Raw genomic sequence first — 16,824 nt, 5'->3', positions numbered from 1 at the left:
AACAACAGGGCGGTATCAAATGACTGCGGTGGTAATCGGTAAGTTATTTAACCTGGTGACCGATGATACCACCCACTGCAGCACCACCCAGGGTACCCAGCGTGCTACCGTCTGTTAAGACGGAACCACCGATTGCGCCTGCACCCGCACCAATCGCGGTATTACGATCTTGTCTGCTCATGCCGGAGCATGCGCTCAGTGATAACGCCAGCGTGACAGCCAGCATAGCAGCGGATAATTTTTTGCTGTTAATAGACATAACTCATTCTCCTGAAATAGTGATCCACGGAAATAGCTCTGCTTAAATAAGTGTAAAACTCTTAAGCCAGTTTTCCATGAAACTTGATTGCGCAGGCGTTACAAAATCACGCAGGTGATAGTTACTTCCTGTTATATCGCTAACAATAATTTTACGTCTTTATCACTGATCCGACAGGTAAATAGTCTTAAAGGCTGCGTCAGAATAATCTCAGAGCGAAAGGGCAGAAAAAACGCCCGACGAGGCGGGCGTAGAGGAGAGTCAGGCCGGTTTTTTAACGATATCGACGATCAGGCCTTCTTGCTGTAGCTTCTCGCTGTGGGCCGCTTTGATGCCCTCGTCAGTGATCACCCGATTGAAGCGGGAGACAGGGCCCATCGTGTAGGGATGCACTGCGCCAAACTTGGTGCTGTCGGTCAGCACAATGGCCTCAGCGCCTTTCTCAAGTACCGCGTTAACCACGTCAGAACGCATCATGTCCCGCCCGGTAAAACCGGTCTCAGGCTGCCAGCCATCGATACCGATAAAAGCCTTGCTGAAATGCACCTGTTGAACATACTGACGCGTCAGTGGGCCAACCATGCTTTCGCTTTTTTTCTGATAGATACCGCCCAACAAAATGACTTCGCTGCGCGTCTCTTTCAGGAGATGAGCAATGTAGCTGCTCACCGTCACGATGGTCACATCCTCTTTCTGCTCAGCCAGCGTTCGCGCCAGCAGGGCATTACAACTGCCATTTTCGATAAACACCGTTTCGCCATTGTTGACCAGAGAAGCGGCAAACTCTGCCAGTTCACGTTTCAGGGCGTAGTTGTTCATCATGCGCGTTTCGACATCTTCGCTGTCCAGCGGCACGGCATAGCCATGTGCGCGGCGCAGATAACTCATCTTTTCCAGAAGATTGAGGTCCTGGCGAATGGTGACTTCAGATACGCCGGTGCTTTTAGCCAGATCAACGACGCTCATGCGACCCGTGTCGATCACCATCTGTAATATTATTTGTTGTCGGGAATTCATAGCATCCATATTAAAACGGCAGAGCCGTTAGTTGAAAACTGACATTACCATGTGGGCTGCTGCGACCCTTAAACTTCCCACGGCGATTTAGGCTGTGCTGCATCGCCGTTTTTCTGTGCGCCCGCTTGAGTCAGTAATTCTGATTTTAATATCTCGAGATTACGCAGAGCAGAGTTCACATCACCTGCAACCAGAATATCCAGCACAGTATCAATACGTTGGGCAACTTTCAGTGCATCGATATCAGACATAATCTCATCCCTAAATGAAAAGTGAATAAATTCAATGATGCAGAAATTGAAGGCAAAAGAGAAGGGAAAAAGTGTGCTAACGAAAGCACATTAATGGTAGTGATATTTTCGTACTTCTTTATACAGAGGACTTTAGTAGTGGATTAGTCTAATTCTGCGCGCAAGGCGCTTTTTTCTATGAGGAATTAGACTATGACAATTATCAATCAGGCTACCTGTAAACTGTTTACTGATTCTGTACGATTCACCCAACTCGCCGGTTACTACGAGGAGGAAAGACGCACCCTGTGGATGATGCTGCGAGCTCAGCCGCGCCCTTGCTTCAATCATGCCCTCATTGAGGAGATCATGAACCTGTCGTGGCTGGTAAGGCAGTCGGGGTTTGAGGTTGATTTTTGGGTAACCGGATCGCTGGTGCCAGATATCTACAACACCGGCGGGGATTTACGCTTCTTTGTTGAGTGCATAGAGAATGGTCGTCGCGAAGCGCTTCGGGCGTATGCTCGCGCCTGTGTGGACTGCGTCCATGCGGCGTCGCGGGGCTTTGATACCGGGGCGATCACCCTGTCGATGGTGGAGGGTAGTGCGCTTGGCGGCGGATTTGAGGCCGCGCTGGCGCACCACTTCCTACTGGCTCAACGGGATGCGCGCTTAGGCTTTCCGGAGATCGCTTTTAATCTGTTCCCCGGCATGGGTGGCTACTCGCTGGTGGCGCGCCGTTCAGGCATGAAACTGGCAGAGGAGCTGATCTATAAAGGGGAGTCCCACACGGCGGAGTGGTATGAGCAGCAGGGGCTGGTGGACGTGCTGTTCGAACCCGGTCAGGGCTACGTGGCGACACGGACCTTCATCGACACCTTACAACCTAAAATGAACGGCGTCAGAGCCATGCTGCGCGCCCGTCAACGGGTATTACAGTTGCCGCGCAGTGAGCTGATGGACATCACGGAAGATTGGGTGGACGCTGCATTTTGCCTCCAGCCGAAGGACGTGGCCTATATGCAGCGGCTGGTTCAGCTTCAGGATCGCCACACTGCATCAGGCCTGCGTAAAGCCAGCTAACGCGCGTTGCGTGCCTGGTAACGTTTAAACCATCGCTCGAATGCGACAGCGGGCATGGGCTTAGCAAACAGAAAACCCTGTCGTTCGTTGACGCCATTCTTCGTCAGAAAGGCGTCTTCTTTCGCACTCTCCACCCCTTCGGCAATGACCTGTAAATTCAGCGCCTGAGCAACGGCAACAATCGCGCGCACCAGCGACTGCGACACCGACTGCTTATGAATATCCCTCACAAAAGCCTGATCGAGCTTAATTGCATCGATGGGGAAGCGGGCCAGCTGCGACAGCGACGAATACCCGGTGCCGAAATCGTCGAGATGGATCTGCGCCCCCAGCTTGCTGAACTGCTGAATGACCGACAGCGCCAGCTCCTCGTTCTCAATCAGGCAGCTTTCCGTCAGCTCCACGTCAACCGGGCAGTACTCAAAGTCGAGATCCTTTAACGCCTGTTTCAAATCGCTGAAGATGGTTTGATCCGCCAGCTGACGGGCAGAGACGTTGACCGCTACCCGCAGGTTAATGCCTTTATCACGCCATTTAGCGATCTGGCGCACCACGTCGAGCATTACCCAACGGCCCAGCGGTACAATGAGCCCGGACTCTTCCGCATAGGAGATAAACTCCAGCGGCGGGATCAGCCCGCGTTCCGGCGACTGCCAGCGAACCAGCGCTTCGAGGGTTCTGACCTCGCCCCGCCAGGTAATTTTGGGCTGATAGTGGATCACCAGTTGGTCGTTATCCAGCGCCTTGCGCAGGTTCGTGTCCAGCCACAGGTATTCAAAGACGCGCTGATTCATCTCCGGGGAGAAGACGCAGAACGTCCCGCGGCCGTTCTCTTTGGCGGTGTACATGGCGGTGTCGGCATTGCGGATCACGCTCTCACGGTCGGTTCCGTGCTGCGGGGCGAGAGAGATACCCAGCGAGCAGCCGGTATAGACTTCGATCAAACCAATCCGGAAGGGCTGGCGCAGTCGGGTAAGGATCCGCGAGGCCATGGCTTCCAGCGCGCCCTGGGAGGTGCCACTGGCCAGAACGATGAACTCATCCCCGCCAAGACGGGCCAGCACCTGCCCATCTTCCAGACAGCTGAGGATCGCCAGCGCCACCGCCTGTAACAGCTGATCGCCAAACATATGCCCGTAGGCGTCATTCACCTTTTTGAAATTATCGAGGTCAAGATAGACCACGCCCACCTGGGTATCGCCGCGCGTGTCGATCGCTTCGGTGATCATATCGTGAATAGCATTGCGGTTTGGCAGGCCGGTGATGGTATCGGTATTGGCCAGGACCCGGAGTCGCTCCTGGGCGCGGCGCTCTTCGGTAATGTCCGTCCCGGAACAGATAAGAAAGATTTCGTTTTTACCGCTGCCGCTGTGCACGAATTTATTCCGAAACAGGAACAGGCGTTGCCCTTTGCGGGTTTTGATCCAGCGCTCCACTTCATAGGAGCTACCGTCGCGAAAAAAACCGCTGATATTGCGGCGGGAGGCGGCGGCTTCGCTGCGGCTCATAAACAGCTTGAAAACGTTCTGGCCGATGACCTCCTGCTCCTTCATCCCGGTGTACTCTTCGCTCAGGCGGTTAAAGCGCTGAATATTGCCGTGCCGGTCGAGGATGACAATTACCGAGTTGGCTTCGGAAACTACCTGTTCGGCAAAGGATAAACCCTGCGCCAGATCGCGGGCAACGGAGGGGGTATCATGCCAGGCGGAGGCGGTGCCAGCCCACTCTTTTTTGGTGATTTTACGGCCCACCAGATGCACCGGCACCTCGGTTCCGTACAGGGAGAGTGTCATGGTAATGCTGGAGGTGATCACCGTCATCTGGCGAATATGACTGGCCTGCTCATCGGAGAGCGCGACAACTTGCGTCGTATCGGCACTTTCACTGGCCGCAAGATGCAGAGCATTGCTGTCCGCCGTCAGTCGCCACCAGGGACTGTGGGTGCCCATGTAACGAAACAGCAAATTTTGCTCCAGATCGTCAATCATGCTCTCTCCCAGGCGCACTTAATTGCACACATTGTGCATTTTCAGTCGGTTTAATCGCGTTAAAACGGCGGTGACCCCGAGCTAAACTTATTGTTTTTCCCAGTATTCTTAATAGTAGAACGAGAATAGCGAAAAAGGATACAGGCGAATGAATATTCTACAAATGCAGCATAGCGTGAACCCGCCCGTCGCTAATAATTGTGATCGCTTTTTGCAATTTGTGGGAGGAAAAGGTCAGTAAAAATAGTGAGAATGGTTTTTAGTGGTAATAAAAAAGTCGGATCACCCGGGGTGGGTGAATCCGACTTTTTAGCAGACAATAATCAGACGGCTGGGCGGGCGATGACGCTGCGTGTTTCCATACGCACTTCAGCGATAGTGACGTCGATAACCTCGGTCACTTTAAAGGCCAATTCACCTTTGATCTGAACGGTGCCGTTCTCCTGGCTGCAGACCAGTTCATCACGCACGGCGTGCAGGAACGGAGCCGGAATGAAGGCCACAGCGCCGTTATCCACCAGACGAACGCGCATGCCGCCGCGGCTGATATCGATGATCTCGGCCGCAAAACGGGTATCAGTCCCGGCTTTGTCTTTCAGGAAGCGGGCATACAGCCAGTCACCGACATCGCGCTCCGCCATGCGGTTAAGGCGACGACGCTCCGCCATCTGCACGGTGGTTTCGTCCTGCGGACGGGCGATGGTGTCACCTTTAACGATCGCTTTCAGCAGGCGGTGGTTAACCATATCGCCATACTTACGGATCGGGGAGGTCCAGGTTGCATAGGCTTCCAGACCGAGGCCAAAGTGCGGGCCCGGTTCGGTGCTGATCTCAGCGAAAGACTGGAAACGGCGAATGCGGCTGTCGAGGAAGCCGGACGGCTGTGCATCCAGCTCACGACGCAGCTTGCAGAAGCCGTTCAGGGTCAGGACTTCCTGCGGATCAACGTGTACGTCGTGGGTCTTCAGCAGGGCAGCCAGCGTTTCGCTATTTGCCGGGTCAAAGCCGGTGTGCACGTTATAGATGCCGAAACCGAGTTTATCGCGCAGGACGCGAGCGGCACAGATGTTCGCCGCAATCATTGACTCTTCAACAATGCGGTTAGCAATGCGACGCGGTTCAGCAACGATATCCAGCACTTCGCCTTTTTCACCAAGAATAAAGCGGTAGTCAGGGCGATCCTTGAATACCAGCGCATGGGTCTTACGCCACTCGCTGCGGCTCAGGCAGACGCGCTGCAACAGACGGATCTGTTCGGCAATGGCGTCACTGGCAGGTTGCCAGCTACCGCTGTTTTCCAGCCAGTCAGACACCTCGTCGTACACCAGTTTGGCTTTCGACTCGATGGTGGCGGCAAAGAACTCAATGTTCTCTTCGATGGTGCCATCGGCAGCAATGGTCATGCGGCAGGCGAGGACCGGACGCACTTCATTGGCGCGCAGGGAGCACAAGTCATCAGAGAGTTCGCGCGGCAGCATCGGGATGTTGAAGCCCGGCAGGTAGTTGGTAAAGGCGCGGATTTTGGCAGACTCATCCAGCGGGGTGCCTTCAGCAATCCAGGCCGTTGGATCGGCAATCGCCACGGTTAACAGCAGCTTGCTGTCAGCCTGCTCTTCCACATACAGCGCATCGTCCATATCTTCGGTGCTGGCGCTGTCGATGGTCACGAAATTGAGGGCGGTGAGATCGCGACGTTCCAGACCTTCGTCCAGCATCTCCGTCGCCGCGCCTTCTGGCGCTTCTTTTTCCAGATTATGGCGTGCCAGGGTGACCCACCATGGCACGAAGTGGTCGTCGCCAAAGGTAATAAACTGGGTCAGTTCGGCATAAAAGCCGCGGTCGCCCTTCAGAGGGTGACGGCGCATCTCAGCTACCGCCCAGTCACCTTCTTTAAAATCATGCTCGACGCCGCGCTCTGCGCGGCAAGGGATGGCGTCTTTCAGCAGGGGATGGTCCGGGATGATGGACAGACGGTCATCTTTACGCAGCACCTTACCCACAAAGCGGGTCAGGAAGGGTTCAATCAGCTCTTCAGGCTCGGCGGATTCACGATCCTTTTGGCTATGGATCACGGCAGTAATACGATCGCCGTGCATCACTTTCTTCATCTGCGGAGGCGGAATGAAGTAACTTTTCTGTGCATCGACTTCAAGGAAGCCAAAGCCTTTTTCCGTGGCTTTTACCACCCCTTCAGCACGTGGCGTCTGGGAATGCAGTTGCTGTTTAAGCTGCGCTAGCAGCGGGTTGTCCTGGAGCATAGTGATCTATTTTCGTAGCCATTGAGCGGCTGACAGTTTTACGCGAATCTCACTGCTACAGCAAGCGCTCTTTAGGTAATTAGTATGGTTATTCGCCTCTGCCGATGGCGATTTTAAGCCGGTTCAACCAGCCGCAAAAAGCGCTCCAGGTCAGCAGGTTGATAGCCTGCGCCGGAGGAAGCCCCTCGTCCGTCAGCGGGGTAAATTGCGCGGCGCTGAACCGATCCGGGGAGCGTGCCAGCTGTTCCACAGCGCGTCTCACCGCCTCATCTGAAGCACCCGCTGGCTGTGCGGCATCGAGCCCGCTGACCAGAATTTCACCGGTGTAATCGAGGAGCGCCGGCTCATGACACAGCACTGGCGTGAGCTGCTGCAATAGCGGCTCGGCCTGCCAGCGTTCAAGGGACGCCAGCTGTTGTGCACTGGCATTTCGTTGCTCAACGCCCGGGACGACTGGCTCCCAGGTATCCATGTTCAGCGCGCTATCGTCAATCAGGACGTGCGGCGGGATATGGTGCCCGGGCAGCCAGCGGACAGGATGGCCGAGCAGGGCCTGGAACACCGCCACCACCCGGGCCTGAAAGCCGACAAAGCCGATGATCTGGTTGATGGTCACAATGTCATACACCGTCAGGCCCACCTCATCGAGCTCCTGCTGCGCTTTGGTGTCGATCACGTCGGGTGAGCTGGCAAGCTGGCGGGCGTACTGGGTGATCTGGGCGAGACGGCGATTGCTTTCACGGGAGGAGTCGGGGCCGGGGAGCGGGGCGAGTAGCGCGGCGTAGTGATTACACAGCCGCTGTACGCCACACACCTGGGCTACCGTCAGGGCGGTGCTGAATCGGTCATACGCGCTGAGCGTGCGCAGGCGATTGACCGGCACGGCGCGCGGGAAAAAGAGGTCGCACAGCGCCCGGGCCGGGGTTAACCAGCGTTCACAGGCCGCCAGCAGCGACGCCGGTAATGTGAGGTTCAGCAAAAAACGATCCGCGACCTGTGCGGCTTCGGGAACCAAAGGCAGGACTTCCGTCGGGCTGCTACTGGACTGGGTTTCGTGATACCAGTGGCCTTTGCCAGAAATACGGCGTTGTTCCATGTGCGTTCCTTGATCTCATAATGGCGATCAATATCCTGGCGTAAGGCGGATAAGCGGAAAAATATTGTTAGGTGATAACAAATAGCGGAACGGAATAACGAGGGGAAAAGCGGGGCGTAACAACAGGCAAACCTTCCCGCCGCAGCGGGAAGGTGACGAACTTATTTGATTTCCAGCTCGTTCATTGCAGCAATACTGAAACCGCCGTCAACGTGGACCACTTCACCGGAGATGCCAGCAGAGAGGTCAGAGCACAGGAAGGCCGCAGAGTTACCCACGTCTTCGATGGTGACGGTGCGACGGATCGGCGTAACCGCTTCGCAATGCGCCAGCATTTTACGGAAGTCTTTGATGCCGGAAGCGGCCAGGGTACGAATTGGACCCGCAGAGATCCCGTTCACGCGCACGCCTTCAGGCCCCATAGCGTTCGCCATGTAGCGCACGTTGGCTTCCAGAGAGGCTTTCGCCAGGCCCATCACGTTGTAGTTCGGGATGGCGCGCTCAGCACCCAGGTAAGACAGGGTCAGCAGGGCTGCGCCCGGATTCAGCATGGTGCGGCAGGATTTTGCCATCGCCACAAAGCTGTAGGAGCTTATGTCGTGGGCAATTTTGAAGCCTTCACGGGTAACCGCGTTGACGTAGTCGCCATCCAGCTGATCGCCTGGTGCGAAACCGATGGAGTGAACAAAACCGTCAAATTTCGGCCAGGTTTTTGCCAGCTCAGCGAACATGCCATCGATGCTTTCATCTTGTGCAACGTCGCATTCCAGAACAATGCTGGAACCCAGCTGCGCGGCAAACTCCTCTACGCGGCCTTTCAGCTTGTCGTTCTGGTAGGTGAATGCCAGCTCAGCACCTTCGCGATGCATCGCCTGTGCGATGCCGTATGCGATGGAGAGTTTGCTGGCAACGCCGGTTACCAGAATGCGCTTACCGGAAAGAAAACCCATAGCTCTAATCCTTATAATCATTGTGGTGGCGGCTGCCGTCTTTCTGGGCACCCGTCGTTAAAACGCGGCGATAATAGCATGGGTCGCCAACAGAATTAATCCGACCACTCTGCAGAGCCGATTAGCGGTCTTTCCGCCAGGCGTCGGCGGTTAAGGCTTCGCCAAAATGCCCGGCAATTAAGCGTTTGGTCAGATCGTGAAGCGGCGCGGCCAGCACCGACGCGGTACTGCCGCGTTCCACCACCGAGCCTTCATGCATCACCAGCACCTGATCGCTGATGTGCTTCATCATTCCCAGATGCTGGGTGACGTAAATATAGGAGATACCCTGTTTCTCCTGCAGTTCCAGCATCAGATTGATTAACTGAGAACGCATCGACATATCCAGCGAGGCCAGCGCTTCGTCAGCGATAATCACTTTAGGTCGCAGGATCAACGCGCGCGCCAGGCCGAGACGCTGTTTCTGGCCCGGGGCCAGCATGTGCGGATAGTAACTGACATGATCCGGCAGCAGCCCGACCATGCGCAGGGTTTCGATAATCTGCTTACGCCGCGCTTCAAACTCCAGATCGGTATTCAGACGCAGCGGGAAATCGAGGATCTGTGAGATACGCTGGCGCGGGTTCAGCGAGGTCGAGGGATCCTGGAAAATCATGCGGATCCGCTGACTGCGGAACGAGTAATCGCCAAACTTCAGCAGATGGTCATCAATCAATACTTCGCCATCGGAGGGTTCGATCATCCCGGCCAGCATTTTCGCCAGCGTCGATTTCCCCGACCCGTTCTCACCGATAATCGCCAGGGTCTGCTTTTCCCGCAGGGTAAAGCTCAGCGGCTTCACCGCTTCGACGGTCTGACGGTGGAATAAACCGGTGCGGTAGCGAAAGGTCTTACTCAGGTTGCGCACTTCCAGCAAGGTTTCGACCATGTCACTCTTTCTCCATGTTCAGCGGGAAATGGCAGGCAAACAGATGGTTTCTCGGCCCGGCAAGGCGCGGCGTTTCAATGCATTTTCGCTGGGCATACGGACAGCGTGGCCCCAGGCGACAGCCGATCGGCAGATGCTCCAGCAGCGGGATCGCCCCTGGCAGGGTGTTGAGACGGCTTTTATGCGGCATAGCGCTGCCAAAATCGGGGATCGCACGGATCAGCGCCTGGGTATAGGGATGATGCGGCATGGTAACCAGCTCTTCGCTGCCGGCGGTTTCCACGGTCTGGCCGCAGTACATCACGTCAATCTTATCCGCCCATTTGCTCAGCATCTGCAGGTCATGGCTGATCAGCAAAATGGTGGTGTTGTTGTTCTGATTAAGCCTGGTGAGCAGGCGGAAAATCTGCGCCTGGGTAGTGGGCTCCATCGCGTTGGTCGGTTCGTCGGCAATCAGCAGGCGCGGCTGGTTGGCCAGCGCAATGGCGATCATCACTTTCTGACACTCGCCATCGGTCAGCTCATAGGGGAAGCTGCGCATGGCGTCTTTGTGATCCTTGATCCCCACCCGGTGCAGCAGCTCGATGGCCCGGCGTTTGCGCCAGCCAAAACGCTGCCACCAGCGGCCTTTATAGGTCCAGGCGGGAATGTTCTGCATCAGCTGTTTGCCGACACGCTCCGACGGATCGAGACAGGACTGCGGCTCCTGAAAAATCATCGACACGTTGTGACCCACCAGCTTGCGTCGCTCCCGGACGGAGAGGCGCAGCAGGTCGATATCGTCAAAGCGCATCCGGTCGGCGGTGACGCGCCAGTTATCTTTCGCCACGCCGCAAATCGCTTTGGCAATCAGGCTTTTTCCCGAGCCCGACTCGCCTACCAGCCCGCGGATTTCGCCTTCGCTCAGGGTAATGCTGACGCGGTCGACCGCTTTCACCCAGCCTTCGCTGGTTTTAAATTCAATCGTCAGATTGCGAATATCCAGTAATGGCATTATTCCACCCCCGCCACGATGGCGCGACGAATGCCGTCGCCAAGCAGGTTCACCAGCAGCACGCTCATCATGATTGCTGCACCCGGCAGCATCACCGTCCAGGGGGCTACGTAGATCAGTTCCAGCGCGTCGCCCAGCATCGCGCCCCATTCCGGGGACGGGAGCTGCGCGCCCAGATCGAGAAACCCGAGCGCGGCGATATCGAGGATTGCCATCGACAGAGCGCGGGTGATCTCGGTAACCATCCCGGAGGCGATATTGGGCAACACGGCGAACCACAGAATATTTAAGGTGGTAGCGCCATCCAGACGGGCGGCGACCACGTAATCTTTTTCCAGCTCATCGTGCACCAGGCTATAGACCGAGCGCACCATGCGCGGCAGCAGCGCCAGCCACACCGCAAACATGGCGTGGATCAGGTGCGGCCCGGAGAACGCCACCACGATGATCGCCAGCAGCAGCGACGGAATTGACAGCAGGGTGTCGAGAATGTGGTTCGTCACTGCCGAGCGCAGGCCGTGGGTAGCCCCGGCGACAATGCCGAGCAGCAGACCGCACAGCGTGGCCGCCAGCGTCACCACAAAAGCACCGCCCACCGTTGGCGCCGCACCGCTCAGCAGGCGACTTAAGAGATCGCGTCCGAGGTCATCGGTGCCGAGGAAGAAAGAGACTTCGCCGTAACGCGACCACGAGGGCGGTAACAGCTGATAGCCGAGGAACTGCTGGTCAATGCCGTAGGGGGCAAACCAGGAGCCCAGGATGCAGAGCAGCACCAGGCCGCCGCAGCCGTACAGGCCGATCATGGCGGTGGCGTCGCCGTAGAAGTTACGCCACGCGGTGCGCAATGCCCCGGGGGTGCGCTTTTCACTGTATACGCTATCGTAAGGCATACCATTCCTTATGTTTCAGCGGGTTAGCCATAGCGCCCAAAATATCGGATATTACGTTAACAATAATGACCAGCGCGCCAATCACCATCACACCGGCGGAGATCGCGGCGTAGTCCTGCTGGCGGATAGCGTTGATTAGCCAGCGGCCCAGGCCCGGCCAGCTAAAGACCATCTCGGTGATCATCGCCAGGGTCAGCATGGTGGAGAACTGCAGGCCAAGACGCGGGATCACCGGCGGGAGGGCGTTATGCAGAACATGGCGGCGTAAAATCGTCAGCCGCGACAGGCCGCGCGTGGCGGCTGCTTTAACATAGTTCTGATCAAACACCTCGATGGTGCTGATGCGCATCAGGCGGATCACCTCGGTGGTTGGTGCAACGGCCAGCGCCAGCACCGGCAATACCATGTGGCGCACGGCGCTGATAATCATCTCATGCCGCCAGACCGAATCTGAGAGCCAGGCGTCAATAATCGCGAAACCGGTCACCGTCTTCACCGTATACAGCAGGTCGAAACGACCGGACACCGGCAGCCAGCCGAGCGTCAGGGAGAAGAAGAGCGTCAGCAGCAGCGCCAGCCAGAACACCGGAACCGAAAAGCCGAGCAGGGCGATGGCGCTGATTAGCTTATCCTGCCACTTGTTGCGGGTGATCCCGGCGAGCATCCCGACCGGGATCCCCACCACCAGCGCAAAGCCGAACGCCAGGATACACAGCTCCATAGTGGCGGGGAACACCTCTTTCAGCTGCTCGGCGATGGGCTGGCCGTTGATGCTGGAGACGCCAAAGTCCCACTGCAGCACCCCTTCAAACCAGAACCACCACGCATTCCACAGGGAGGCGCCCTGCAGCGGCGCATGAGGGGTGAAATAGCTCAGACTAAAGCCGACAAAGGTCAGAAAGAAGAGGGTGATCAGCAGCAGCAACAGCCGACGTAAGGTAAAAATAATCACGGTTTTTTCACCTCTTCTTGCTCTTCACGGGAGACGCCGGCAAAGGACGCGCTACCGAACGGGCTCAGCACCAGGCCTTTAATGTCGTAACGGTACGCCTGCAGACGCAGGGAGGAGGCCAGGGGCAGTACCGGCAGCTCTTTGGCCAGAATAATTTGCGCTTCGTCGTAGGCGTCAATTCGTGCCGCCAGTTGCTGAGTCGAGAGGGCTTTGCGCAGCACATCATCGAACTCGCGGTGGCACCAGTGGGCGTAGTTGGTCTGGGAGTCGATCGCCGCACAGCTCAGCAGCGGCCGGAAGAAGCTGTCCGGGTCGTTACTGTCGGTTGCCCAACCTGCCAGGGTTAAATCATGGTTCATGTCCATCAGGCGCGCCTCCTGAAAACGGCCTTCCACCGGAACGATCACCACCGTGACACCCACCTGGGCGAGGTCGGCCTGCAGCAGCTCGGCGGTCTTCAGCGGGCTGGGGTTCCAGGCCTGAGAGCTGGTGGGCACCCACAGCTGCAGGGTGAGGTTATCCGCCCCCAGCGCCTTAAGCTGTTCGCGGGATTTATCCGGATTGTATTCGGTAATTTTAGCCTCGCTATCGTAAGCCCACGAGGCGCGGGGCAGGATGGAGGCGGCGGTTTCTGCGGTACCGTAATAAATGGACTGCATCAGACGCTGGTTATTGATCGCCAGCGCGAGGGCGTGCCGCACCGCCGGGTTATTCAGCGGCGGCTTATTGGTATTAAACGCCAGATAGGCGATGTTCATGCCCGGACGCAGGGTCAGGCGCAGACGCGGGTCGTCGCGCAGGATGGTCAGCTGGCTGGCGGCGGGCCAGGCCAGCACATCGCATTCACCGGTGAGCAACTTCGACAGGCGACCCGTTCCGCCCGATCCTAAATCCACCACCACCTGGGGCATCAGCGGTTTGCCGCGCCAGAATTTTTCGTGGCGCTGCAGACGCACATACTGCCCGGCGCGATACTCCGCGATCTGGAACGGCCCGGTGCCCACCGGCTGGCGATCCATCAGCTCCTGTTTATCCTTCAGGGTCAGCTGGGTGGCGTACTCCGAGGACATGACCGAGGCGTAATGCGTCGCCAGATGCCAGAGGAAAGAGGCATCCGGGCGGGCGAGGGTGAACTCGACGGTGCGGTTATCCAGCTTGCGCACGTTCTTTACCGTATCGGCAAATTGCAGGCTGTCGAAGTAAGGGAAACTGCCGCCGTTGACGTAGTGCCACGCATGGTCGCGGTTAAAAATGCGCTGGAAGGTGAAGACCACGTCATCCGCATTCAGTTTACGGGTGGGTTTGAACCACGGCGTGGTCTGAAAGTTCACATCGTCGCGCAGCCGAAAACGGTAGGTCGCGCCGTTGTCCAGGACCTCCCAGCTTTCGGCCAGCTCCGGCACCAGGCGGTAGGTATAGGGATCGACATCCAGCAGCCGATCATACAGCTGCGCGGCGAGGGTATCGACGATCAGGCCGCTGCTCGCTTTTTGCGGGTTGAAGGTGTTGACCTGCCCACTGACGCAGTAGACAAAGCCGCTGTCGCGAATATCGGCGCGATCTGCAGGCATGGGCGCAGCAAAAGCCTGGCTACTTAACAGACCGAGCGCAATCAGGGACGAGAAAACCAGACGCATAATTTTTAAGGTTTTTAGTGACGATCTGCAAAGTGTATCGCACTTACACCTGCTTCGTAAAAATGTCTGCGGATAAGTGCTGATATTGTCAGCGCATCTGATGCTTTTTGAGCAATGCCCGCAATTGATGGTAGGTCAGCCCCAGCAGTTCAGCCGCCCGTTTCTGATTAAACTTTGCCTCCCGCAGACTCAGCTCCAGCAGCTGCTTTTCCTGCGCCTGCTGGAACTGACGTAAATCCAGCGGCAGGGTGGGGGAAGCGGCGTTGCGGGGTTTATCGACAGGCGACTGTGTGGGGCGATGGAAAGGATCGATCACAATCTCATCCAGCTCGGTTTCGCTGCTGCCATGGCGATAGACGGAGCGCTCAACCACGTTTTTCAGCTCGCGGATATTACCGGGCCAGCGGTAATCGAGCAGGGTTTCGCGGGCGTGCTGGCTAAAGCCGGGGAACAGCGGCAGGCCCAGTTCGCGGCACATCTGGATGGCAAATTGTTCCGCCAGCAGCATGATATCGCTGCGCCGCTCGCGCAGCGGGGGCAGGTTGACAACGTCAAAGGCCAGCCTGTCCAGCAGGTCGGCGCGAAAACGCTCCTGCTCGACCATCTCCGGCAGGTTGGCGTTGGTGGCGCAGACCAGTCGCACATTCACCTGTAATGGCTGGCTGCCGCCCACGCGCTCGAGCTCGCCATACTCAATGACGCGCAGCAGCTTTTCCTGCACCAGCATCGGGGCGGTGGCGAGCTCATCCAGGAACAACGTCCCACCGTCGGCGCGCTCGAAACGCCCGGGATGACGCCGCTGGGCCCCGGTAAAGGCGCCCGCCTCATGACCGAACAGCTCGGTATCGAGCAGGTTTTCGTTCAGCGCGGCACAGTTCAGGGAGATAAAAGGGCCATCCCAGCGCCCGGATAAATAGTGCAGACGGTTGGCTATCAGCTCTTTCCCGGTGCCGCGCTCTCCGATGATCAGCACCGGTTTATTCAGCGGGGCCAGGCGCGAAACCTGCTCCAGCACTTCGAGGAAGCTGTTGGCTTCCCCCAATAATGTATCTTTAAATTCAGCCATGATGAAATTAACCACTTATTGGTGTGATTCACTAAGCGAGAGTAGGGTGGAATGGGCGAAAAAGCAATCACCTTGCGTAAAATCAATAAGATAAAAACTTGGCACGGGATTTGTATTAGCTAAACAGCAGGGCTTAGCCCGATAACAGAACTATGAGGATTCAATTATGGGTATTTTTTCTCGTTTTGCCGACATCGTGAACGCCAACATCAACTCGCTGCTGGAAAAAGCGGAAGATCCACAGAAGCTGGTTCGCCTGATGATTCAGGAGATGGAAGATACGCTGGTCGAAGTGCGTTCAAACTCCGCCCGTGCGCTGGCCGAGAAGAAACAGCTTTCGCGCCGCATTGAGCAGGCGACCGCCCAGCAGAACGAATGGCAGGAAAAAGCCGAACTGGCGCTGCGTAAAGATAAAGACGATCTGGCCCGTTCCGCGCTGATTGAAAAGCAGAAGCTGACCGATATCGTCGCTACGCTGGAGCAGGAAGTGACGCTGGTGGATGAAACCCTCACCCGCATGAAAAAAGAGATTGCCGAGCTTGAGAACAAGCTGAGCGAAACCCGTGCCCGTCAGCAGGCGCTGACGCTGCGCCATCAGGCGGCAAATTCTTCCCGCGACGTGCGTCGTCAGCTCGACAGCGGCAAGATTGATGAAGCTATGGCCCGTTTCGAGTCATTTGAGCGCCGTATCGATCAGATGGAAGCCGAAGCGGAAAGCCACAGCTTTGGCAAACAGAAGACGCTGGATCAGCAGTTTGCCGATCTGAAAGCGGATGATGAAATCGGCGAGCAACTGGCCGCGCTGAAAGCCAGAATGAAACAAGACAATCAATAATAATATCTGCGGCGCCAGCTGGCGCCGCCACTCATCGTAAGACAAGGAGTAGACATGAGCGCGCTTTTTCTTGCCATTCCGCTGACCATTTTCGTGCTGTTTGTGTTGCCGATTTGGTTGTGGCTGCATTACAGCAACCGTTCTTCCCGAAGCGAGCTGTCGCAAAGCGAACAACAGCGTCTGGCGCAGTTAACCCAGGACGCGAATAAAATGCGTGAACGTATTCAGGCGCTGGAAGCAATCCTGGATGCGGAACATCCGAACTGGAGGGATCGCTAATGGCCGGACTAAACCTGAATAAAAAATTGTGGCGTATCCCCCAGCAGGGGATGGTGCGCGGCGTCTGTGCCGGGCTGGCGCACTACCTCGACGTGCCGGTAAAGCTGGTGCGCGTGGTGACGGTGCTCTCCATTTTCTTTGGCCTGGCGTTTATTACTCTGGTGGCCTATATCATTTTATCCTTCGTGCTGGATCCGATGCCGGACGGTGCGATGGGCGATGAAAATGCCCCCACCAGCAGTGAACTGCTGGATACGGTGGATGCCCAACTGTCGGCAGGTGAACAACGCCTGCGCGAGATGGAGCGGTATGTCACCTCTGATACCTTCTCGCTGCGAAGCCGTTTTCGTCAGCTTTAACGG

At 56.8% G+C, this 16,824-nt stretch carries 17 protein-coding genes; 4 read left to right on the top strand and 13 right to left on the bottom strand.

What is annotated here, in order from left to right; genetic code table 11:
- Positions 1-43 precede the first annotated feature (43 nt).
- The 3 genes from osmB to yciZ form a co-directional block, all read right to left on the bottom strand.
- Complete coding sequence (gene osmB, locus SOM40_RS12930) at positions 44-259, bottom strand: osmotically-inducible lipoprotein OsmB (protein WP_106993143.1); 216 nt, start codon at positions 257-259, stop codon at positions 44-46.
- Positions 260-520: 261 nt separating this feature from the next.
- On the bottom strand, positions 521-1,276 hold the full coding sequence (gene yciT / locus SOM40_RS12925; RefSeq protein WP_106993142.1) for a DNA-binding transcriptional regulator YciT: 756 nt from the start codon (positions 1,274-1,276) through the stop codon (positions 521-523).
- Positions 1,277-1,344: 68 nt separating this feature from the next.
- Complete coding sequence (yciZ, locus tag SOM40_RS12920; protein ID WP_106993141.1) at positions 1,345-1,527, bottom strand: protein YciZ/DeoL; 183 nt, start codon at positions 1,525-1,527, stop codon at positions 1,345-1,347.
- 192 nt (positions 1,528-1,719) lie between these two features.
- On the opposite strand from yciZ, the gene SOM40_RS12915 reads away from it, so the two are divergent.
- A complete protein-coding gene (locus SOM40_RS12915) occupies positions 1,720-2,589 on the top strand; it encodes a crotonase/enoyl-CoA hydratase family protein (protein ID WP_106993140.1) in 870 nt (289 codons plus the stop codon).
- Here SOM40_RS12915 and pdeR read toward each other — a convergent pair.
- The 10 genes from pdeR to pspF form a co-directional block, all read right to left on the bottom strand.
- Entirely contained in the window at positions 2,586-4,577 is a 1,992-nt protein-coding gene (gene pdeR, locus SOM40_RS12910) for a cyclic di-GMP phosphodiesterase (protein WP_225758623.1), read from the bottom strand. The two genes, SOM40_RS12915 and pdeR, sit on opposite strands and share 4 nt — an antisense overlap.
- Positions 4,578-4,900: 323 nt before the next feature.
- The gene (locus SOM40_RS12905; RefSeq protein ID WP_320530099.1) at positions 4,901-6,835 is read right to left on the bottom strand and encodes an exoribonuclease II; all 1,935 of its coding nucleotides are present in this window, start codon (positions 6,833-6,835) and stop codon (positions 4,901-4,903) included.
- Positions 6,836-6,923: 88 nt separating this feature from the next.
- Complete coding sequence (locus SOM40_RS12900; RefSeq protein WP_262673590.1) at positions 6,924-7,931, bottom strand: CMD domain-containing protein; 1,008 nt, start codon at positions 7,929-7,931, stop codon at positions 6,924-6,926.
- Between the two features lie 161 nt (positions 7,932-8,092).
- Positions 8,093-8,881, bottom strand: a complete 789-nt coding sequence (gene fabI / locus SOM40_RS12895; RefSeq protein WP_166182672.1) for an enoyl-ACP reductase FabI — start codon at positions 8,879-8,881, stop codon at positions 8,093-8,095.
- 121 nt (positions 8,882-9,002) lie between these two features.
- Complete coding sequence (gene sapF, locus SOM40_RS12890; protein WP_106993135.1) at positions 9,003-9,809, bottom strand: putrescine export ABC transporter ATP-binding protein SapF; 807 nt, start codon at positions 9,807-9,809, stop codon at positions 9,003-9,005.
- A gap of 1 nt (position 9,810) precedes the next feature.
- Positions 9,811-10,803, bottom strand: coding sequence for a putrescine export ABC transporter ATP-binding protein SapD (sapD, locus tag SOM40_RS12885; protein ID WP_225758627.1), 993 nt, complete (start codon positions 10,801-10,803; stop codon positions 9,811-9,813).
- Positions 10,803-11,693 carry a putrescine export ABC transporter permease SapC gene (gene sapC, locus SOM40_RS12880; RefSeq protein ID WP_262673591.1) on the bottom strand — a complete coding sequence of 297 codons (891 nt, stop codon included), beginning with the start codon at positions 11,691-11,693 and terminating at the stop codon, positions 10,803-10,805. Before sapC ends, sapD begins: the two co-directional genes overlap by 1 nt.
- Entirely contained in the window at positions 11,680-12,645 is a 966-nt protein-coding gene (gene sapB, locus SOM40_RS12875; protein ID WP_320530098.1) for a putrescine export ABC transporter permease SapB, read from the bottom strand. Before sapB ends, sapC begins: the two co-directional genes overlap by 14 nt.
- Positions 12,642-14,282 (bottom strand): ABC transporter substrate-binding protein SapA, encoded by a 1,641-nt coding sequence (gene sapA, locus SOM40_RS12870; RefSeq protein WP_106993131.1) that lies wholly within the window; start codon positions 14,280-14,282, stop codon positions 12,642-12,644. Before sapA ends, sapB begins: the two co-directional genes overlap by 4 nt.
- Positions 14,283-14,370: 88 nt before the next feature.
- A complete protein-coding gene (gene pspF / locus SOM40_RS12865) occupies positions 14,371-15,348 on the bottom strand; it encodes a phage shock protein operon transcriptional activator (protein ID WP_262661445.1) in 978 nt (325 codons plus the stop codon).
- A gap of 166 nt (positions 15,349-15,514) precedes the next feature.
- On the opposite strand from pspF, the gene pspA reads away from it, so the two are divergent.
- The 3 genes from pspA to pspC are packed head-to-tail and all read left to right on the top strand — an operon-like array spanning position 15,515 to position 16,821.
- The gene (pspA, locus tag SOM40_RS12860; RefSeq protein ID WP_106993129.1) at positions 15,515-16,183 is read left to right on the top strand and encodes a phage shock protein PspA; all 669 of its coding nucleotides are present in this window, start codon (positions 15,515-15,517) and stop codon (positions 16,181-16,183) included.
- A 54-nt stretch (positions 16,184-16,237) separates the two neighbouring features.
- Positions 16,238-16,462: an envelope stress response membrane protein PspB gene (pspB, locus tag SOM40_RS12855; protein ID WP_106993128.1), complete on the top strand. Its 225-nt coding sequence runs from the start codon at positions 16,238-16,240 to the stop codon at positions 16,460-16,462.
- The gene (gene pspC / locus SOM40_RS12850) at positions 16,462-16,821 is read left to right on the top strand and encodes an envelope stress response membrane protein PspC (RefSeq protein ID WP_225758628.1); all 360 of its coding nucleotides are present in this window, start codon (positions 16,462-16,464) and stop codon (positions 16,819-16,821) included. The genes pspB and pspC overlap by 1 nt, the downstream gene beginning before the upstream one ends.
- Positions 16,822-16,824: the final 3 nt, after the last annotated feature.

Origin of the sequence: Leclercia sp. CFBP8987 (genome assembly GCF_034044995.2) — a bacterium.
Classification (GTDB): Bacteria; Pseudomonadota; Gammaproteobacteria; order Enterobacterales; family Enterobacteriaceae; genus Enterobacter; species Enterobacter tamurae.
This window is presented reverse-complemented; position numbering and strand designations above follow the sequence as displayed.